Origin of the sequence: Streptomyces sp. NRRL S-1022, from assembly GCF_000720135.1 — a bacterium.
GTDB lineage: Bacteria > Actinomycetota > Actinomycetes > Streptomycetales > Streptomycetaceae > Streptomyces.
In genome coordinates, this window is sequence record NZ_JOIU01000016.1 from 267,913 (window position 1) to 288,382 (window position 20,470).

Consider the following 20,470-nt stretch of genomic DNA (forward strand, 5'->3'; position numbering starts at 1 on the left):
AAGCGTGAATTCCGAGAAGCGCGCGCCCCTGGATCGCGCACGAGTCGCCGACACCGCACTGCGGCTGCTGAACGAGGTCGGTCTGGACGGGCTGACCCTGCGCGCCATCGCCCGCGAGCTGGACGTCAAGGCGCCCGCCCTGTACTGGCACTTCAAGGACAAGCAGGCGCTGCTCGACGAGATGGCGACGCAGATGTACCGGCGGATGGCCGCCGGCGCCGCGCTCGACCCCGCCGACACCTGGCGGGAGCGGCTGCTGAAGACCCAGCGCGGGCTGCGGGCCGCACTGCTCGGCTACCGCGACGGCGCCAAGGTGTTCAGCGGTTCGCGCTTCACCGGCACCGACCACGCCGCGGAGCTGGAGGCGAACCTGGGGGTGCTCACCGGCGCCGGGCTCAGCCTCGCGCAGGCGGTCGCCGCGGGGCGCACGGCGCACGCCTACACCCTCGGCTTCGTCACCGAGGAGCAGGGCGTACGCCCCCTCCCGGGGGAGCGCCGGGAGGGCTACGACGTCGGCGAGCGCGCCCGCCGCATGGCCGGGTTCCCGCTCGCGGCCGAGGCCGGGACGCTGCTCTTCGACGACTACGACCGGCAGTTCGAGGAGGGACTGGCGCTGGTCGTCGCCGGTATCGCGGCGCGCTACGGGATCAGCTGAGGGCGGCCGTCCCCGGCGTACCGGCCTTCTTCAGCGCCCTCTTCAGCCGGGGGCCGAACGGTTTCTCCACGAACCGGTGGATCAGCCAGGCCAGCGCCAGCATGCCGGCCACGGTCACGGCGAGCGTCGGCCACGGGGCCAGGCCGAGGCCCCGGTGCAGCACCCGGATGACGAACCAGCCCAGGTGCTCGTGGACCAGGTAGAACGGGTACGTCAGCGCGCCGGCCGTGACCAGCCAGGACCAGGAGGCCCACCGGGTCCAGCCCAGCGCCACGGCGGCGACGGCCGCGTAGGCGGCGGTGACGACCAGGATGACGACGTACGGGTCGCGGTGCGGGTGCGGGCCCCACAGCCCGCGGGTGGCCTCGCTCTGGGCGAGCAGCCAGGACATCACCACGATGCCCCAGGTGAGCAGGTCGCTGCCGAAGCGGTGGATCAGGTACAGCGCCAGCCCGCCGACGAAGAAGGGCGCGTACTCGGGCATGACCACCTGGCGCAGCAGCTCGTTGCCGGACGAGTGGCACAGCACGGCCGCCGGCGTCCACACGCAGGCGAACAGCACGACCCGGCGGTAGGTGACCCCCCGCACCACGACGAACAGGGCGAAAAGGACGTAGAACCGCAGCTCCACCCAGAGCGTCCAGCACACACCGAGGACCCGTGTGGCACCCATCGGCTGCTGGAGCATGGTGAGGTTCACCAGGAACTCGTCCAGGCGGACCGGGCGGACGACGACCGGGAGCGCGAAGGACGCGGCCGTGACCAGGGCCAGCGCGACCCAGTACGCGGGATACAGGCGGGCGACCCGGGAGCGGAAGAAGTCGCCGAGGGTGCGGCCCCAACTGCTCATGCAGATCACGAAACCGCTGATGACGAAGAAGAACTGCACGCCGAGGTTGCCGTACACGGCCACCCGGTACAGGGACGGGAAGAGGCGGTCCGGGCTCGCGTGCCAGGACGCGGAGACCACACCACCGCGACCGGTGTAGTGGTAGGCGCAGACCATCAGCGCGGCGACGAGCCGCAGACCGTCCAGGGCGAGCAGGCGGCCCCGGCGCGGGACCCGGGCGGCCGGGGCTCCGGCCGCCCGGCGTATGAGGGGGTCCGGCGCCGGCGCGACGCCGGAGGGGGAAGCGGCCATGTGCGGTGTCCTTCCTGATCCGTGGTCAGCCGCGTGCGCCCCGGCGCAGGCTGCGCGCCTTGCGGGCCACCCGGCGGACCGTCGCGTTGCGCGGGATGAACGCCAGCTGGGCCGGCACCCCGCCGGGCAGCGCCAGGGCGGACAGGCGCCGGCGCTTGAAGTAGCGCATGGTGTGCTGGTCCAGGTGCCCCGCGAGCCAGGTCTCGGCCTGCGGACGCAGCCTCGGGTAGATCTTCGGCTGCATCGCGAAGCCCACCGCGCGGACCAGCGCGCCGAGCTCCTCGGCGTCCATGCCCTGCCGCTGCTCGGCGACGGCCCGCCGGTCGCTCAGCCCGGGCAGCAGCGCGTCCACGATCGTCACCGGGATCCGGTTGCTGTTCTCGTACGGCGTCAGCCGCTCCAGCAGCAGTTCGGTGCCCACCCGGGCGACCGGGAGGCCGTACAGGGCGGAGGCGGTGAGCAGCGCGGTGGAGAAGCAGCCGACGACCAGCGCGGGACGCATCCGCTGGTACAGCACCTCCGCGAGCACCGGCGTGTCCAGCACGGTCAGCCCGACCCCCAGCCGCTCCGCCTCCTGCTCCAGGGAGCGGGCGAAGCGGGCCGGCGCGGACGGGTGCGGCTTGAACACCACGGTGGTGTGGCCGAGGGCGGCCGCGCCCCTCAGCATCCGCACGTGCAGGTCCTCCTCCTGCTCGGCGGTGAGGATGTCCAGCGCGGACAGGTACTGGCCGAGCAGCAGCGCCGGTTCCTCCAGTGCCGGCAGCCCCTCGCCCAGCGGGGCGAGTTCGGCGAGCACCTTGGTGAAGGCGGGCGTCGGCACCAGCTCGCCGGGCACCCCGAACTCGGTGAGCAGCAGCGGCCGCAGCCCCGGCACCAGGTCCAGGTGCAGGACCCGGTCCACGCGGGTGCCGACCAGGGGGTCGATCTTGCTGCGGGTGGGGCCGTAGCTCATCAGGCCGTCGGCGTAGACGGTGACCGGCGCGCCGGTGAAGATCTGGGCGAGCGCCAGCGACGGGTTCACCTGGATCGACTCGACGGCCAGCTCCACGTCGTCGGTGCCCAGCCGCCACTCGTGGCGCAGGTACCGTTCCCACAGCGGCAGGTCGTCCCCGCGGGGCGTCCAGCCGCCCGGGTGGAACGGGAAGATCGCCGCGTTGTACGACACCACGTCGTCGAACCGGTCCCGCAGCCGCTCGAAGCCCGGCATCCCGTCCAGCGCCGGGGAAGTCTCGGGCGTGGCCGCGTTGTTGCAGACCAGCAGGATCCGCCGGTCGGCCGGGCGGAAGCAGCCGGAGTCCAGGGCGGCGGCGAGCGTGGCCGTGCCGTACAGCGTCGACGCCTGGAAGATCTGGGTGGTCACGCGGCGGCTCCCGAGGCGGCGGGACGGCGGCGCAGCCGGCGCAGCCGGGTGGCGCGCTGGAGGTCCATGGAGTCCAGGGCCTCGTCCAGCACGTCCTGCGGCATGCGCCGCAGCGCGGCGGCGCTCAGGGATTTCAGTTTCCTCGCCACCGCCGGCTCGAACCTCTCGATGGATCCCAGGTGATGGGCGATGATCGCGCAGTAGGTGCGGACGGCCTTCGGCAGCAGGGCGCCGGCCTCCCGGTCCGCCGCGGTCTCCGCGACGACTTGGTCGAACGCCCGGATGAAGTCGAGCTGCCGCACATCGCCGATCTGGGTGAGGGACGAGGCGACCCCGCGCCGGTAGAACACCCCGAGCAGGCTCACCGCGGCGAAGGACTCCGCCTCCCGGTGCAGCTTCCAGATCCACGGCCGGTCCTCGGCCGTGCGCAGCCCGTCCGTGAAGTGCAGCACCCCCTGGTCCACCAGCCGCCGGTGGTACACACCGGCCCACGCGTACGCGTAGTCCACCGAGGTGGACCGGTCGGCGGGCAGGATCGCCCCCCGCGGGTCCAGCACGGTGTTCCGCCGGCCCACCGGCACCCGGTGCACGCTGCGCGACCGGGCGGTGCACTGCACATGGTCGGTGCGCAGGAAGTCGCAGCCCAGCTCCTCGATCGCGGCGAGCAGCCGCGGGAGGTAGCCGGGGGCCAGCCAGTCGTCGCCGTCCAGGAACGTCAGATAGGTGCCGCGCGCCCGGTCGATCCCGGTGTTGCGCGCGGTCGCCAGCCCTCCGTTCCGCTCGTGCCGGACCAGGACCGCACCCGGCAGCTCACGCTCCGCACGCGCGAGAATCTCGGGCGTCCCGTCGCGGGAACAGTCGTCGACAAGAATGAATTCGAAGTCCTCACGCGCGTTCGCCTTCAGACTCCTGAGGGTGTCGGGCGCGTATTGCTGCACGTTGTAGAACGGCACGATGACGGAGAGCTTGACCACGCCAAGGACGTTAGGGCGTGGCCCGCCATTCGTCTTGACGACCTGCTTGATGCCGGGTGAACGACACATGGCGAAGCCGTGAACCAGGCTGTTTCACAAGGCGATCGGGGCCCGATTCGCCATTCGGCGATGTGCTGTTAACCGTTTGTTGCATTCCGGTTGGGCGGAACCTCTTCCACGCTTCCTAGCGTCTCCGGCGTGCCAGCAAGTGCAACGAATTCCCTGCGAGTCGCCGTCCTCGCCGACTCGGACACCCGGTGGAAGTGGGGCGCGCTCACCGCGCAGCGGCTCATGCCCGCGGCCACCGGGGTCCGGCTCGACGGCTACCTCCTGCGGGGACGCGCCACCCCCACCGCCCGCCAGCTGCGGGAGGTCGGCGTCCGGGCGGACTCTCTGCGCGAGGTCACCGGCGTGGAGTTCCTGCGCGCGATGACCGAGGACCCCGAGGACCGGTACGACGTCCTCGTCCTCGCCCTGGTCGGCGGCGGTGTCCAGGCGATGCTGCACGGACTGCGCGCCGCCTGGGGCTCCGGGCCCCGTCCCGTGGTCGTCACCGGCTATGTCGGAGTCGTCTACGAGAAGCTCACCGACGGGCTGCTGCTGCGGCACGGCGCGGACCTCGTCCTCGCCAATTCCCGTCACGACGCGGACCGGTTCCGCACCGTGTACGAGGGGGTCGGCGCCGACGCCTCCGCGGTCACCGAGGTCGCGCTGCCCTTCCTCGGCGGTACGCCCTACACCGGCGGACACGACCCGTTCACCGTGGTGTTCGCGGCCCAGCCGTCGGTGCCGGACAACCGCCGGGACCGCGCCTACCTGCTGGGCCGGCTCGTCGAGCACGCCCGCCGGCACCCCGAGCGCGAGGTGCTGCTCAAGCTGCGCTCCAAGCCCGGCGAGCACACCACCCACATCGAGGAACTGCCGTACCAGAAACTGGTCCAGGGCCAGGACCCGCCGGCCAACTTCCGCCTGGTGTACGGGCACATGGGCGAGGTGCTCGACCGCACCGACCTGCTGGTCACGGTCAGCTCCACGGCCGCCCTGGAGGCCCTGCACCGCCGCATCCCCACCGCGGTCCTCACCGACCTCGGGGTGCGCGAGGTGCTCGGCAACCACCACTTCACCGGCTCCGGCTGCCTCGCCTCCTGGGACCAGCTCGACGCCGGGCACCGGCCGGTGCCGGACGAGGAGTGGGTGGCCCGGCAGGGCGTGGCCGCCGACGGGGCGTACGACACGGCCTTCGACACCGCCCGCGAGCGCATCGCCCGGCTGCTGGACCGGCCGGGCGGGCTGCCGCCCCTGAACCCCTACTACACCCCCGAGACCGCGCCCGGCTACCTGCCCGGCATCCTCGCCCGCCACCACCTCGGCCCCGACGGCGTCCCGCTGCCCGGCGCGCCCGCCGCCGACAAGGCGCCCGGCCCCGTCCGGCAGATCGTGCGCCGCGCGGCACGCGGCGCCTACCGGCACGGCGTCCAGCGGGTCGCCCCCGTGATCCGGCGGATGGGCGAGCTGTGACCTCACCCCAAGGAGTGAACCCCATGTCCCACTCGCAAGCGGGCCCGGGCACCCCGGTCCGCCGGGTGCTCGCGGTGATCCCCGCGCGCGGCGGCTCCAAGGGCGTGCCCGCGAAGAACCTCGCCCCCGTGGGCGGTGTCCCGCTGGTGGCCCGCGCGGTGCGCGAGTGCCGGGCGGCCCGGCTGGTGACCGACGTCGTCGTGTCCACCGACGACCAGGCCATCGCCACCGCCGCCCGGCAGGCCGGCGCCGAGGTCGTGCTGCGGCCCGCCGCCATCGCCGGGGACACCGCCACCTCCGAGGCCGCGGTCCTGCACGCCATGGACACCCACGAGACGCTGCACGGCTCCGCCGTCGACGTGGTGCTGCTCGTGCAGTGCACCAGCCCCTTCGTCGTCCGCGAGGACATCGACGGGGTCGCGTCAGCGGTGATCGAGGACGGCGCGGACACCGCGCTGACGGTCGCGCCCTTCCACGGTTTCGTCTGGCGCGAAGCGGCCGACGGCCTCGCCGCGCCCGGCGGCCCGTCGGCCACCGGCACGGCGACCGGGGACCGGACGGCGGCGACCACCGGGGGCCAGGGCGTCAACCACGACAAGTCCTACCGTCCGCGCCGCCAGGACCGCCCCCAGGACTTCCTGGAGACCGGCGCCGCCTACGCGATGGACGCGGCCGGCTTCCGCGAGCACCGCCACCGCTTCTTCGGCCACACCGAACTGGTCCGCACCGACCCGGCCCGGGTGCTGGAGATCGACGACCCGCACGACCTCGCGCGGGCCCGGGCCCTCGCGCCGCTCTTCGACGCGGACCGCCCCGGTTCGCTGCCGACCGCCGACGACGTGGACGCGGTCGTACTGGACTTCGACGGCACCCAGACCGACGACCGGGTGCTGATCGACTCCGAGGGACGGGAGTTCGTCGCCGTGCACCGCGGCGACGGACTCGGCGTCGCGGCCCTCCGCCGGAGCGGCCTGAAGATGCTGATCCTGTCCACGGAACAGAACCCGGTCGTCGCCGCCCGCGCCCGCAAGCTGCGGATCCCCGTGCTGCACGGCATCGACCGGAAAGACCTCGCGCTGAAGCAGTGGTGCGAGGAGCAGGGCATCGCGCCGGAGCGCGTGCTCTACGTCGGCAACGACGTCAACGACCTCCCGTGCTTCGCCCTCGTCGGCTGGCCCGTGGCGGTCGCGAGCGCCCACGACGTCGTACGCGGCGCCGCACGCGCGGTCACCACCGTCCCCGGCGGTGACGGCGCGATCCGAGAGATCGCCAGCTGGATCCTCGGCCCCTCTCTCGATTCCCTCCCCAAGTAAGGACACCCCCTGATGAGCAGCAACTCCCGTCTGCGTACGTTCGGTTCGCGCGAGGTCGGCCCCGGCCGCCCGGTCTACGTCTGCGGCGAGATCGGCATCAACCACAACGGTGAGCTGGAGAACGCCTTCAAGCTGATCGACGTGGCCGCCGAGGCCGGCTGCGACGCCGTCAAGTTCCAGAAGCGCACCCCGGAGATCTGCACCCCGCGCGACCAGTGGGACATCGAGCGCGACACCCCCTGGGGCCGGATGACGTACATCGACTACCGCCACCGGGTGGAGTTCGGCGAGGACGAGTACCGCCAGATCGACGCGTACTGCAAGGAGAAGGGGATCGCCTGGTTCGCCTCCCCGTGGGACACCGAGGCCGTCGCCTTCCTGGAGAAGTTCGACGTCCCCGCGCACAAGGTGGCGAGCGCCTCCCTGACCGACGACGAACTGCTGCGCGCCCTGCGCGCCACGGGCCGTACGGTCATCCTCTCCACCGGCATGTCCACCCCACGGCAGATCCGGCACGCGGTCGAGGTCCTGGGCAGCGACAACATCCTGATGTGCCACGCGACCTCGACGTACCCGGCGAAGGCCGAGGAGCTGAACCTCCGCGTGATCAACACGCTGGAGAAGGAGTACCCGAACGTCCCGATCGGCTACTCCGGCCACGAGACGGGCCTGCAGACCACGCTGGCCGCCGTCGCGCTGGGCGCCACGTTCGTCGAGCGCCACATCACCCTCGACCGCGCCATGTGGGGCTCCGACCAGGCCGCGTCGGTGGAGCCGCAGGGCCTCACGCGCCTGGTCCGCGACATCCGCACCATCGAGGCCTCCCTCGGTGACGGCGTCAAGAAGGTCTACGACTCCGAGCTGGGCCCGATGAAGAAGCTGCGCCGCGTCGCCGGCGCCGTCGCCGAGGCGGAGATCGCCGCGGCGGCGGGCGAGCCGGTCGCGGTGTGAATCCAGGTCACTGACGACGGGACGGTCGTACGCCGATGAGCCCCCGCGCCGGCCAGGCCGGCCACCCCGCCCGCACGCTCGCCTTCGTGGAGAGCCCGGTACAGCTGCTGAACGTACTGGAGTGGGCACACCTGCACGGCCTGCCCGGCTCCCCGCCGCCCGGACACGGCCCGGACCGGACCGCGTCGCCGGGCCCCGGCGGCGCGGAGGGGGAAGCGCCGTCCGGGCCCACGCGGTCCCGTTCCGGCGGCGCGGGGCCGGTCACGGCCTCCGTGTCCCCGCCCGGACCCGCACGGCCCGGACCCGCGCCGGCCGGCCCTGCGCCGGCCGGACCCGTGCCCGCCGAACCCGCGTCCGCCGTGCCCGCGCAGGGCCGGCGGGCGCAGGCCGGTGCTGCGGCGGCAGGTGCGGCGGACGGTGCGGCAGCGATCGGTGCGGCGGCGGACGGTGCTGCGGCGGCCCCTGCGGAACTGACCGTCGTCGTGCTCGCCCCGACCGACCCCATGACCCGCGGCCAGCTGCGGCGCATGGCCGACCTGGCCCGGGACGAGGGGTACCGGGTGCGCTGGGAGGAGGCGCGGGGCGGTACGACCGCGCCCTTCCACACCATCGGCGGACTGGCCGGCCCCCTGCGCCGGGCCGACCGGGTCGTCATGGGCGACCCGTTCTCCCGCTACGTACAGCTCCTGCTGACCATCACCCGCGCCCGCGACCTGGTGGTCGTGGACGACGGCACGGCGACGATGGAGTTCGTCGCCCAGCTGGCCCGCGGTGAACGCCTGGTCCGCTGGCACCGCAAGGGCGGCCGGCCCGGTCCCCGGGACCTGCTCTTCGCGCCGGTGTCCTCCTCCGCCCGCCGCCGGCTGACGCCCAGCGCGGGCCGGCGGGTCGAGGTGTTCTCCTCCATGCCGGTGACGGAGACCCCGGAGGGCGTCACGGTCACCGCGAACGACTTCGCCTGGACCCGGGACCGCTTCGGGCCGCCGCGCATCACCAACGGCGCGGACATGGTCGGCACCTCGCTGGTGGAGACGGGGGTGGTGGACGGCGACCGCTATGTGGCGGCCGTCCGCGAACTGGCCAGGGCCCACGGCGTGACCCGCTACTTCGCCCACCGCCGCGAGAGCACCCAGAAACTGCACCGCCTGGCGGGCGAGACCGGCCTGGAGATCGTCCGCCCGGACCTGCCCCTGGAGCTGATCGCCCGGCGCGGCCCCATCGGCCGTACGATCCTCAGCTTCCCCTCCACGGTCGTCCACACCCTGCCGCTGGCCCTGGCCGGCACGGGCGTCCGCGTCGCCGTCTGCGACATCGACCCCACCTGGCTCACGGACACCGCCTCCCCGCGGGCCCAGGGCTTCCTCTCCGGCGTGACCGGCACCGCCCGCGACGTCCACCGGCTGACGGCGGTGACCCCGGCCTGACGACGGCCGCTGGGACCTGATCCGAACGACAGGCCCCTAGGGGCCGGGCGGACCGGTGTCGCAGCCGGTCGGGCAGACCCAGAGCCGGAACGGCAGTCCGCGGTAGCGCACCTCGCCCAGCACCCGGCCGCTCGGCCCCAGCGGGAGACCGCAGTCGGCGCAGTCGATGCCCATCTGCTGTCGGGGCCGGAGCCGGGCGACATCCGGCAGCAGCGGGGGAGCCGAGACCAGGGTGTTCACGCGCCGCCCCCGGCCGTCCGGCCCCGGGCGGCGGCTGCCCGCGCCGGCGTACGGAAACTGCTCATCGATGGGGAACCTCCAGCTGTGCCAGACGGGACCGGGCCCAGGCTCGGTGGGCGCCGCCGTGAACGGTCAGGAACGGTCGCCGGGCCACCCGAAGCGACGCGGGTGGCCGGAGAGCCGGTCATGGGCCGCCGGCCCGCCGGCAACCGCCTCTCCCACGGGTCCCGCGAAGGCCACCTGTGGCAGGTCGCCGCTCGTGTACAGCGTGCCCTCCCGGGGCGCCGCCGCCTCCTCCACGGCCGCCTTCTCGGAAGGCTGGGACCGGTGCCGGGGGAAGGTCCGCCGGGGCGGCCTGGTCAGGGTGACCTGCCGCACCACCTGCTGGAAGCAGGCCAGCGAGGCGAGGCTCGGCAGGGCGGCGGCCACGGTGTCCACGATGTGCTTCGGCGCCTGCGCCACACACAGCGCCATGGCGATGGCGGAGAACACCAGGAGGACGGACCAGGAGTGGAAGGCCCGGCGCTGGTGCAGCGCCGCCCGGAGGATGGACAGCGACGCCACCAGCCAGGGGCCGAACACCAGCAGGGGCCACCAGGAGACCGCGCCGCTCTCCGTCCGGGCCGCCGCGACGAAGCGCAGCGGGTCGTAGGCGATCAGGCCGCCGAAGATGCTCACGCCCGAGGCGATGACGGTCGCGGCGGCGGCGATGAGGTGGCTGGCGACCCTGATCTTGCCGGGACGGGGCCTGCGGCGGTCCTTGCGGTGGCCCCGCGGAGCCGCCTTCACCGGGGGCAGCTCCGCCGTGAGTTCCACCAGGGCCTCACGGGGCGTCTTCGGCTCCGGATCCACGAGGTGTTCCTCATGGCGCGCGCCCGGGACCCGCCCCTGCTGCTCCATGGTGTCCCGGAGCATGTAGGCCAGCTCTTCCGCAGGGTCCCAGCCGGAGTCCGGGGGGACCAGAGGATGCGAGAAATCCTCCGTGGGCGATCGGTGCCGCCCCCTGCCGTGGTAATAGTCGTCCGCATAGTCGGCGGGGAGATCCGGGTACGATCCCATCGTCTCGTGCTGCATGGGCGATGTCATTCCGCCGGCGAAAGACGGAACCAGGCGTCCGCGCCCACCCAGCGTCGGGAGATGTCACTCTCCAGCGAGTTCATTCTGTCCATGAATTCCTGGAGGATCTCCTCGGTGGCCTCCAGTGTGACAGGAAGGCCCCCCCTCATCAGGACTCCTCTGGCGCTGTGCTTTTCGGCGGGTGCCGGCAGATAGGTGTAAGAACCCAGTCGCACGGGACCCCTCAGAGCCTTCGTCATGCTGCAACTAACGGCACCATGCGGCGATGGGTGTGCGGCAAACGAGTGAAGAAAGTAGCCGGACAAACACCTTTTCCCGGTGTCGTTCGGCCCTATGCCCATCCTGTATGAGAAATGGAAAAGCAGGTCGTACGCGCTGGCGGCTGGCGCAGGAGAAAAGTTTCTGCCAAGCGTAGGGGGCTGGTTCTCTCTCGCCAGCAGCCCCTGGAGCGGATTATTAGGATTTGTTGCCGTCGGAGTAGCCCGGGGCGTCATTCATGGCCCGCACCTCGCGCTGCAGCACCTCCACCATGCGCCGCCGCCGTCGCAATTCCACGGTGTCGGTCTGCCGCTGACACTGGTGAGGTCGTACGAAAATGGATCCCGCGGTGCAGAGGGAGGTGCATGTGATCATCGTCCAGACGAGCATGTTCCACATTTTTTTCTCCTGCGTGACGTACGGATGGGCTCGCAGGTTATCCACCCCGAGGCGCGTCCTCCTGAATATGCGCGATACGGGATAACTCGTCACTCGAAGAGCGGACCGAAAAGCAAATGAGGGACGAGCGCCCCCTCGGCTTGCTCTTTTGCCCTGGTCGTGGAAAGCGTGGCCGTGCCGCCGGGGGCTGCCGGCAACGGGGAAACGGGGTGGACCACACCCACGTCCTGTCTCCTGGGGCGAGCGGAAGCAGCCGGAGGCGGGCACCGAGGCCGTCGGCGGCCGGCGCGGCTCCGCGGGGGCCGAAGGAGCACAAGATCCTCCCGCCTCCGTCCCCCGTACGGCTCCCGGGGCCCGGTCGCCGCGGAGGCGAGGGCCGCCCGGCGGTTGTCACGGCAGGGAACCGGGAACCCAGGGGGTCCGGTGCGTGGACATCGCGCGCGTGATCCCGGTGAGGCGTGGTATGCGTGGAGGAGGAAAAAGAGAGGTTTTACCCACCCTAGTCCGCCGCCAAGCGTCCGCCGGTCAAGATTTTCTTCCCCTAACGGGCTGAAGTTTTGTTGATCCAGGGGTAGTTGACCTGTCGGGCGTCCTACCCTCCAGAGGGTGAAGCAATTGATGTCCCTAGAGTCCGAGTCCGGCCTCCCGGGGGATGTGCTCCCCGGCGTGCTGAGCGAGTCCCTGCACGCCGAACTCGTCGCCTTCCGGCGCGACTTGCACATGCACCCCGAGCTGGGCAACCAGGAGTTCCGCACCACCGCCGCGATCAAGGAACGGCTGGAGCAGGCCGGGCTCAAGCCCCGCGTCCTGAGCACCGGAACGGGACTCGTCTGTGACATCGGCCTCGCGGAGGGTGAGCGCCCGTCCGTGCCGGTGCTCGCGCTGCGCGCCGACATCGACGCCCTGCCCATCCCGGACACCAAGACCGACTGCGCGTACCGGTCGACCGTGCCGGACCGGGCCCACGCCTGCGGGCACGACGTGCACACCACCGTCGTCCTCGGCACCGGCCTGGTCCTCGCCGACCTGCACGCCAAGGGCCTGCTGCCCCGCCCGGTGCGGCTGATCTTCCAGGCCGCCGAGGAGGTGCTGCCCGGCGGCGCCCTGGACGCGATCGAGGACGGCGCGCTCCGCGGGGTCGGCCGGATCCTCGCCGTGCACTGCGACCCCAGGGTGGAGGCCGGGAAGGTCGGGCTGCGGCACGGGCCGATCACCAGCGCCTGCGACCGCCTGGAGATCGCGCTCGACGGCCCCGGCGGGCACACCGCCCGCCCGCACCTGACCACGGACCTGGTCACCGCCGCCGCCCGGGTCGCCGTCGACGTCCCCGCGCTGGTCGGCCGCCGGGTCGACACCCGTGCCGGCCTCGCCCTCACCTGGGGCCGGATCGAGACGGGTCACGCGCCGAACGTGATCCCGCAGCACGCCGAGCTGTCCGGGACCGTGCGCTGCCTGGACCTGGAGGCCTGGCGGCAGGCCCCCGACATCGTGCACGCGGCCATCGACGAGGTCGCCACCCTGCACCGGGCCAAGTCCGAGATCACCTACGTGCGCGGGGTGCCGCCGGTCGTCAACGACCGGGAGTCGACCGAACTGCTGCGCCGGGCCATGGTCGCCCGGCGCGGCATGAAGTCCGTGGAGAGCACCGAGCAGAGCCTCGGCGGCGAGGACTTCTCCTGGTACCTGGAGCGCGTGCCCGGCGCGATGGCCCGCCTCGGGGTGCGCCGGCCCGGCGAGCGCACCGTACGCGATCTCCACCAGGGCGACTTCGACGCCGACGAACACGCCATCACGGTCGGTGTGGAGATGTTCACCGCCGCCGCCTTCCTGGACGCCAACGGGGCCCGCGGCTGAGCCGGCGGCCCCCTCGGGGGCCGCCTCCCTCGCCGGCGCAACACGGATGCAAGCCATTCGTGCACTGTCCGCAACAGCGCCGTGAGAAGGCCGAGAGCGCGAGTTCAGGCACTGTTTGCCTCGAATCGATAACGGCTTCGCGAGAGGGTTTTTTGCGACATCTACGCGCGTTACGATGCCGCGAAGCCGACGCCGAAGGGGCGTCTCGGCCGGAGCACTGCAAAGGTGCTCACATCAAGCGCCGCCAAGGCGCTCAGGTCAGGTGAAGGAGCCTTCCCGTGCGCCGGGTAGCCAAGCTTTCCGCTGCGTGTCTCGCCTCCGCAGCTCTCGCACTGACTGCCACTGCCTGTGGCAGCACCTCCTCCGACAACGACAGCGGCTCGCCCGCTTCCGGTGACGGCAAGGGCGTCAAGGTCGGTCTCGCCTTCGACGTCGGCGGTCGTGGCGACCGCTCGTTCAACGACTCCGCCGCGCGCGGTGCCGACCAGGCCAAGAAGGAGTTCGGCGGTGACATCAAGGAGCTGACCGCGAAGACCTCGGACACCGAGGCCGACCGCGAGCAGCGCCTGTCCGACCTGGCCGACGCGGGCTACAACCCGGTCATCGGTGTCGGCTACGCCTACGCCGCCTCCATGACCAAGGTCGCCGCGAAGTACCCGAAGACCACCTTCGGCATCGTCGACTCCGTGGTGAACGGCAAGAACGTCGACAGCATCACCTTCACGGAGGAGCAGGGCTCCTACCTGGCCGGTGTCGCCGCCGCCTCGAAGACCAAGTCGCACCACGTCGGCTTCATCGGCGGTGTCGACGTCCCGCTGATCAAGAAGTTCGAGGCGGGCTTCGTCCAGGGTGTCAAGGACACCGACAAGAAGATCAAGGTCGACACGCAGTACCTGTCGCACGGCTCGGACACCTCCGGCTTCGCCAGCCCCGACAAGGGCAAGGAGGCCGCGCAGGGCATGCTCGACAACGGCGCGGACGTCATCTACACGGCGGCCGGCTCCTCCGGCAACGGCGCGATCGAGGCCGTCGCGGGCAAGAAGGGCGCCTGGGCGATCGGCGTGGACTCGGACCAGTACAACATCCCGGGTCTGAGCAAGTACAAGAACTCGATCCTGACCTCGATGGTCAAGAACGTCGACGTCGGTGTCTACGACTTCGTCAAGTCGGTCCACGACGGCAAGCCGCTGACCGGCACCAACACCTACTCCCTCGCCAAGGACGGCGTCTCGCTGTCCAAGAGCGGCGGCTTCATCGACGACATCCAGGCCAAGCTGGACGCCGCGAAGAAGAAGATCGTCGACGGCTCGATCAAGGTCAAGACCACCCCGTGACCTGACGGGTCCCGTCGGACCCAGGCTCGGCGCGGGGGCACCCTCCCAAAGCCCCCCGCCGAGCCGTAACAATGTGTCAACTCTACGCGTGTAGCACGGAGTTGCCGCGCTAGCGTCGCCGACGCCTGCCCCCTCCCCGCAGCCCCTTTCCCCGAGGAGAGTGCGCCATCAACGCGTCCAGCCCTCCCGCTGCCGTCGAACTGCGCGGCATCACCAAGCGTTTCCCCGGCGTCGTCGCCAACCGCGACATCGACATCACGGTCCGCACGGGCACCGTCCACGCCCTGTGCGGCGAGAACGGCGCCGGCAAGTCCACCCTGATGAAGATCCTCTACGGCATGCAGCAGCCGGACGAGGGCACCATCACCGTCAGTGGCGAACAGGTCGTCTTCCACAACCCCGGCGACGCCATCGCCCGCGGCATCGGCATGGTGCACCAGCACTTCATGCTCGCCGACAACCTCACCGTCCTGGAGAACGTCGTCCTCGGCGCGGAGAAGCTGCACGGCATCGGGGGCAAGGCGCGCGCCAGGATCAAGGAGATCTCCGACGCCTACGGCCTGGGCGTGCGGCCCGACGCCCTCGTGGAGGAGCTCGGTGTCGCCGACCGCCAGCGCGTGGAGATCCTGAAGGTCCTCTACCGCGGCGCCAAGACCCTCATCCTGGACGAGCCCACCGCCGTCCTCGTGCCGCAGGAGGTCGACGCGCTCTTCGACAACCTGCGCGAACTCAAGGCCGAGGGCCTCACCGTCATCTTCATCTCGCACAAGCTGGGCGAGGTGCTCTCCGTCGCCGACGAGATCACCGTCATCCGGCGCGGCACCACCGTCGGCACGGTCGACCCGCGCGGCACCACCCCCAAGCAGCTCGCCGAGCTGATGGTCGGCAGCGAACTGCCCACGCCGGAGACCCAGGAGTCCACCGTCACGGACGTCCCGATGCTGAAGCTGGACGGCCTGCACCTCGCGCAGACCGACCTCGACGGCGTCGAGCGGATCATCCTGGACGAGATCTCCTTCACCATCCACAAGGGCGAGGTCCTCGGCATCGCCGGCGTGGAGGGCAACGGCCAGTCCGAACTGGTCGAGGCCATCATGGGCATGCGGCACCCGGACGCCGGCGTCATCACGCTCGACGGCACCGACATCTCCCACGCCCCGACCCGCGACCGCCGCGAGTCCGGCATCGGCTACATCCCCGAGGACCGCCACCGCCACGGCCTGCTGCTCGAAGCACCGCTGTGGGAGAACCGCATCCTCGGCCACGTCACCGAGAAGCCCAACTCGCGCGGCGGACTGCTGGACCCCAAGGCGGCCCGCGCCGACACCCAGCGGATCGTCGAGGCCTACGACGTCCGCACCCCCGGCATCGACGTCACCGCCGCCTCCCTGTCCGGCGGCAACCAGCAGAAGCTGATCGTCGGCCGCGAGATGAGCCACAACCCCAAGCTGCTCATCGCCGCCCACCCCACCCGCGGTGTGGACGTCGGCGCGCAGGCGGCCATCTGGGACTACATCCGCGAGGCCCGCCGCGAGGGCCTGGCCGTGCTGCTGATCTCGGCCGACCTGGACGAGCTGATCGGGCTTTCCGACACCCTGCGGGTGATGTACCGCGGCCGCCTGGTCGCCGACGCCGACCCCGCCACGATCACCCCCGAGGAGCTGGGCTCCGCCATGACGGGTGCGGCCACCGGCCACCTGGAGCACACAGAGGACGACGAGCGATGAACAAGCTGACCTCACGGATCGACAAGGAGCGGCTGCTCCTCGGGATCGCCGCCCCCCTGCTGGCGGTCGTCGCCGCGCTCCTCGTCACCACCCTGGTGATCCTCGCGACCGGCAAGAACCCCGGCGACGCCTTCAGCGACATGGTGACCTACGGCTTCGCCAGCGACAGCCAGGTCTACATCCTCAACAAGGCGACGACGTACTACCTCGCGGGCGTCGCGGTGGCCATCGGCTTCCGCATGAACCTGTTCAACATCGGTGTCGACGGCCAGTACCGGCTCGCCGCGTTCATCGCCGCCGTGCTCGGCGGGGCGCTCACCGTGCCCGGCTGGATCGCCATCCCGCTGATCATCCTCTGCGCCATGGCGACTGGCGCCTTGTGGGCGTCCATCGCCGGCATCCTCAAGGTGACCCGGGGCGTCAGCGAGGTCATCTCGACCATCATGCTGAACTCGATCGCCACCGCGATCATCGCCTACCTGCTGCAGCCCGGGAAGCTCGGCCAGCTGGACCAGGCCGGCACCCTGGTCTCCACCAAGCCGCTGCCGTCCTCCTCGTACTTCTTCAGCTTCGACACCGGCCCGGCCGGCGAGCTGTGGGGCTTCATCGTCATCGCGGTGATCGTCGGCATCGCGTACTGGTTCGTGCTCGGCCGCACCCGCTTCGGCTTCGACCTGCGCACCGTCGGGCAGTCCGAGAGCGCCGCCGCTGCGAGCGGTGTCTCGGTGAAGAAGATGGTCGCCACCAGCATGATCATCTCCGGTGCGGTGGCCGGTCTGATCGGCATGCCGACCCTGCTGAACGACAGCCACCAGTTCAGCAACGACTTCCCGGCCGGCATCGGCTTCACCGGCATCGCCATCGCGCTGCTCGGCCGCAACCACCCGATCGGCATCGCGCTCGGCGCCCTGCTCTGGGGCTTCCTGGAGCGCACCACCAACCACCTGGAATTCCAGGGCTACGACAAGGAAATCCTCGGCGTCATCCAGGGCGTCATCGTGCTGTGCGTCGTCATCGCCTACGAGGTCGTGCGCCGCTACGGCCTCAAGCGCCAGCAGCAGCGCGTCGGCGCCGAACTCGCCGCCCAGGCCGCCGCCCCGACGAAGAAGCAGGAGGTGGCGTGATGACTGCCACGATGACCGACGCGCCGCCGCCGGCGGCCCCCAAGGCGGCGGACGCGCCGCAGCGCTCGGGCCGTTCCCTCGGCCTGATCCTCATGATCGTCGCGGGCGCGCTGCTGCTGCTGGCCGCGGTCCGCGTCATCACCGGCGCGAACCAGCTCGACTCCGCCGGACAGGTCGCCGCCGCGCTCGGCCTCGCCGTGCCGATCGGCCTCGCCGGACTCGCCGGCCTGTGGTCCGAGCGGGCGGGCGTGGTCAACATCGGCCTCGAAGGCATGATGATCCTCGGCACCTTCGGCGCCGGCTGGATCGGCTGGCAGTCCAGCCCCTGGCTCGGCCTGCTGTGCGGCATCGGCTTCGGTGTCGTCGGCGGCCTGGTGCACGCCGTCGCCACCGTCACCTTCGGCGTCGACCACATCGTCTCCGGTGTCGCCGTCAACCTGCTCGCGCTCGGCGCCACCCAGTACCTCGCGAAGCTGTTCTTCGCCGGCGGCAAGGCCGCGGAGGCGGGCGGCAACCCCAAGCAGTCCCCGCCCGCGGACACGCTGCCCGACATCACCGTCCCCGGCCTCTCCGACGGCCTCGCCTCGATCGAGAAGCACCACTGGTTCCTGGTCTCCGACCTCGCCGGCATCATCGGCGGTCTGATCACCAACCTGTCCGTGGTGACCATCCTGGCCGTGGTGCTGTTCGTCGCCAGCTGGTGGCTGCTGTGGCGCACCCCGTTCGGGCTGCGGCTGCGTTCCTGCGGTGAGAACCCGGTCGCCGCGGAGTCCCTCGGCGTCAACGTCTACCGGTACAAGTACGCGGCCGTGGCCGTCTCCGGCGGCCTCGCCGGCCTCGGCGGCGCGTTCCTGGCGCTGGTCACCTCGCACACCTACCTGGAGGGCCAGACCGGCGGGCGCGGCTACATCGGTCTCGCCGCGATGATCTTCGGTAACTGGCGCCCGGGCGGGCTGGCCATGGGCGCGGGCCTGTTCGGCTACTCCGACGCGCTCCAGCTGCGCAACGGCGGTGTGACCGTCCACGCCCTGCTGCTGCTCCTGGTCGTCCTGCTCGCGCTGCTGGCCGGCTGGAAGCTGTACAAGAAGGCCCTGGTGCAGGGTGTGGTCAGCGCCGTCATGGCCGCGCTGGTCCTGGTCTGGTACCTGCTCACCGACGAGGTCCCGAGCGACTTCGTGGGCGCCACCCCGTACGTCGTCACGCTGCTCGTGCTGTCGCTGTCCGCGCAGCGCCTGCGGATGCCCAAGGCGGACGGCATGCGGTACCGGAAGGGCCAGGGCAAGTGACGCCGGGAGCCGAGTTCGACTGGGAGCCGCTGCGCGCCGAGGCACGCGAGGCCATGACGCACGCCTACGCCCCCTACTCGGGCTACCCGGTCGGCGTGGCCGCCCTCGTCGACGACGGCCGCACCGTCACCGGCTGCAACGTCGAGAACGCCTCCTACGGCATCGGCCTGTGCGCCGAGTGCGGTCTGGTCTCCCAGCTCCAGCGCACGGGCGGCGGCCGGCTGACGCACTTCACCTGTGTCGACGGCACCGGCGCCCTGCTCGTCCCGTGCGGGCGGTGCCGCCAGCTGCTCTACGAGTTCGGCGGCCCGGACCTGCTCCTGGACACCCCCGCGGGGGTCCTCCCGCTCTCCGAGATGCTGCCCCAGGCCTTCGGCCCGGGCCATCTCACCCAGTAACGCCGTACGGCCCCCCTGCCCCGCTCGCAGGGGGGCCGCGCACTTCGCACCTCCCGGAAGGAAGCCCCCAGCCATGGCCATGGACGCCATCTCCGTCATCCGCACCAAGCGGGACCGCGGCGAGCTGACCGACGAGCAGATCGACTGGGTCATCGACGCCTACACCCGCGGCGAGGTCGCCGACGAGCAGATGTCCGCGCTCGCCATGGCGATCCTGCTGAACGGCATGAACCGCCGCGAGATCGCCCGCTGGACCGCGGCCATGATCGCCTCCGGCGAGCGCATGGACTTCTCCTCGCTGTCCCGCCCGACGGCCGACAAGCACTCCACCGGCGGCGTCGGCGACAAGATCACGCTGCCCCTGGCCCCGCTCGTCGCGGCCTGCGGCGCGGCCGTCCCCCAGCTCTCCGGCCGGGGCCTCGGCCACACCGGCGGCACCCTGGACAAGCTGGAGTCGGTCCCCGGCTGGCGCGCCCTGCTCTCCAACGAGGAGATGCTGCACGTGCTGGACACCACGGGCGCGGTGATCTGCGCGGCGGGCGACGGCCTGGCCCCCGCGGACAAGAAGCTGTACGCCCTGCGCGACGTCACCGGCACGGTCGAGGCGATCCCGCTGATCGCCTCCTCGATCATGTCGAAGAAGATCGCCGAGGGCACCGGCTCCCTGGTCCTGGACGTGAAGGTGGGCACGGGCGCCTTCATGAAGACCATCGAGGACGCCCGGGAGCTGGCGTCCACGATGGTGGGCCTCGGCACCGACCACGGCGTGAAGACCGTCGCGCTGCTGACGGACATGTCCACCCCGCTCGGCCTGACCGCGGGCAACGCCCTGGAGGTCCGCGAGTCGGTCGAGGTCCTGGCCGGCGGCGGCCCCGCGGACGTCGTGGAACTGACCATCGCCCTGGCCCGCGAGATGCTCGACGCGGCGGGCGTCAAGGACGCCGACCCCGCGAAGGCCCTCGCCGACGGCTCGGCGATGGACGTCTGGCGCCGGATGATCGCCGCGCAGGGCGGCGACCCGGACGCGCCGCTGCCCACGGCGAAGGAGCAGCACGTCGTCAAGGCCCCGTCCTCCGGCGTCCTGACCCGCCTGGACGCGTACGGCATCGGGGTCGGTGCCTGGCGCCTGGGCGCCGGCCGGGCCCGCAAGGAGGACCCGGTGCAGGCGGGCGCGGGCATCGAGCTGCACGCCAAGCCGGGCGACACGGTCACCGAGGGCCAGCCCCTGCTGACCCTGCACACCGACACCTCGGAGCGCTTCGACTACGCCCTCCAGGCGGTGGCGGACTCCTACGACATCGCGGCCCCCGGCACGGCCTTCACGGCCTCGCCGGTGGTGCTGGAACGTATCGCCTGACCTGCAGTTTCCTCATTCGGGTGAACGGGACCGGTGGACCTCCGCCGGTCCCGTTCGGCATGCTGGGATCGGTGACGCAC

The 20,470-nt window shown here is 71.7% G+C and carries 18 protein-coding genes; 12 read left to right on the top strand and 6 right to left on the bottom strand.

Annotated features, from left to right (window positions below; translation table 11 throughout):
• Positions 1-4 precede the first annotated feature (4 nt).
• A complete protein-coding gene (locus IG05_RS0124180; protein ID WP_030345709.1) occupies positions 5-655 on the top strand; it encodes a TetR/AcrR family transcriptional regulator C-terminal domain-containing protein in 651 nt (216 codons plus the stop codon).
• On the opposite strand, the gene IG05_RS0124185 is transcribed toward IG05_RS0124180, so the two are convergent.
• From IG05_RS0124185 to IG05_RS0124195, 3 genes are read right to left on the bottom strand one after another with little or no spacing between them, the layout of a single operon-like run.
• Positions 648-1,796, bottom strand: a complete 1,149-nt coding sequence (locus IG05_RS0124185) for an acyltransferase family protein (RefSeq protein ID WP_199808371.1) — start codon at positions 1,794-1,796, stop codon at positions 648-650. The two genes, IG05_RS0124180 and IG05_RS0124185, sit on opposite strands and share 8 nt — an antisense overlap.
• Before the next feature lie 25 nt (positions 1,797-1,821).
• Positions 1,822-3,156: an alpha-2,8-polysialyltransferase family protein gene (locus IG05_RS0124190; protein WP_030345712.1), complete on the bottom strand. Its 1,335-nt coding sequence runs from the start codon at positions 3,154-3,156 to the stop codon at positions 1,822-1,824.
• Positions 3,153-4,130, bottom strand: a complete 978-nt coding sequence (locus tag IG05_RS0124195; RefSeq protein WP_030345714.1) for a glycosyltransferase family 2 protein — start codon at positions 4,128-4,130, stop codon at positions 3,153-3,155. The genes IG05_RS0124190 and IG05_RS0124195 overlap by 4 nt, the downstream gene beginning before the upstream one ends.
• Positions 4,131-4,328: 198 nt before the next feature.
• Here IG05_RS0124195 and IG05_RS0124200 point away from each other — a divergent pair, with 198 nt between their 5' ends.
• The 4 genes from IG05_RS0124200 (at position 4,329) to IG05_RS0124215 (ending at position 9,336) form a co-directional block, all read left to right on the top strand.
• Positions 4,329-5,648: a DUF6716 putative glycosyltransferase gene (locus IG05_RS0124200; protein ID WP_030345715.1), complete on the top strand. Its 1,320-nt coding sequence runs from the start codon at positions 4,329-4,331 to the stop codon at positions 5,646-5,648.
• Between the two features lie 23 nt (positions 5,649-5,671).
• On the top strand, positions 5,672-6,961 hold the full coding sequence (locus IG05_RS0124205) for an N-acylneuraminate cytidylyltransferase (RefSeq protein WP_030345717.1): 1,290 nt from the start codon (positions 5,672-5,674) through the stop codon (positions 6,959-6,961).
• A 12-nt stretch (positions 6,962-6,973) separates the two neighbouring features.
• Complete coding sequence (locus tag IG05_RS0124210) at positions 6,974-7,912, top strand: N-acetylneuraminate synthase family protein (RefSeq protein ID WP_030345719.1); 939 nt, start codon at positions 6,974-6,976, stop codon at positions 7,910-7,912.
• A gap of 503 nt (positions 7,913-8,415) precedes the next feature.
• Complete coding sequence (locus IG05_RS0124215; protein ID WP_234335991.1) at positions 8,416-9,336, top strand: hypothetical protein; 921 nt, start codon at positions 8,416-8,418, stop codon at positions 9,334-9,336.
• Positions 9,337-9,372: 36 nt separating this feature from the next.
• On the opposite strand, the gene IG05_RS0124220 is transcribed toward IG05_RS0124215, so the two are convergent.
• The 3 genes from IG05_RS0124220 to IG05_RS0124235 form a co-directional block, all read right to left on the bottom strand.
• A complete protein-coding gene (locus IG05_RS0124220) occupies positions 9,373-9,576 on the bottom strand; it encodes a hypothetical protein (RefSeq protein ID WP_030345722.1) in 204 nt (67 codons plus the stop codon).
• Between the two features lie 132 nt (positions 9,577-9,708).
• On the bottom strand, positions 9,709-10,650 hold the full coding sequence (locus tag IG05_RS0124225; protein ID WP_063760101.1) for a DUF2637 domain-containing protein: 942 nt from the start codon (positions 10,648-10,650) through the stop codon (positions 9,709-9,711).
• A gap of 459 nt (positions 10,651-11,109) precedes the next feature.
• The gene (locus IG05_RS0124235) at positions 11,110-11,355 is read right to left on the bottom strand and encodes a hypothetical protein (RefSeq protein WP_158839006.1); all 246 of its coding nucleotides are present in this window, start codon (positions 11,353-11,355) and stop codon (positions 11,110-11,112) included.
• Between the two features lie 573 nt (positions 11,356-11,928).
• Here IG05_RS0124235 and IG05_RS0124240 point away from each other — a divergent pair.
• From IG05_RS0124240 to IG05_RS0124275, 7 genes are all read left to right on the top strand, one after another.
• Entirely contained in the window at positions 11,929-13,164 is a 1,236-nt protein-coding gene (locus tag IG05_RS0124240; protein WP_030345729.1) for an amidohydrolase, read from the top strand.
• Positions 13,165-13,442: 278 nt separating this feature from the next.
• Positions 13,443-14,498 (top strand): BMP family lipoprotein, encoded by a 1,056-nt coding sequence (locus IG05_RS0124245; protein WP_030345731.1) that lies wholly within the window; start codon positions 13,443-13,445, stop codon positions 14,496-14,498.
• Positions 14,499-14,698: 200 nt separating this feature from the next.
• A complete protein-coding gene (locus tag IG05_RS0124255) occupies positions 14,699-16,225 on the top strand; it encodes an ABC transporter ATP-binding protein (protein WP_420707624.1) in 1,527 nt (508 codons plus the stop codon).
• On the top strand, positions 16,222-17,349 hold the full coding sequence (locus tag IG05_RS0124260; RefSeq protein WP_030345785.1) for an ABC transporter permease: 1,128 nt from the start codon (positions 16,222-16,224) through the stop codon (positions 17,347-17,349). The genes IG05_RS0124255 and IG05_RS0124260 overlap by 4 nt, the downstream gene beginning before the upstream one ends.
• Positions 17,349-18,635 carry an ABC transporter permease gene (locus IG05_RS0124265; RefSeq protein ID WP_030345734.1) on the top strand — a complete coding sequence of 429 codons (1,287 nt, stop codon included), beginning with the start codon at positions 17,349-17,351 and terminating at the stop codon, positions 18,633-18,635. Before IG05_RS0124260 ends, IG05_RS0124265 begins: the two co-directional genes overlap by 1 nt.
• On the top strand, positions 18,632-19,033 hold the full coding sequence (locus tag IG05_RS0124270) for a cytidine deaminase (RefSeq protein ID WP_030345735.1): 402 nt from the start codon (positions 18,632-18,634) through the stop codon (positions 19,031-19,033). Before IG05_RS0124265 ends, IG05_RS0124270 begins: the two co-directional genes overlap by 4 nt.
• Positions 19,034-19,106: 73 nt before the next feature.
• A complete protein-coding gene (locus tag IG05_RS0124275) occupies positions 19,107-20,390 on the top strand; it encodes a thymidine phosphorylase (protein WP_030345737.1) in 1,284 nt (427 codons plus the stop codon).
• The last annotated feature ends 80 nt before the right edge of the window (positions 20,391-20,470 follow it).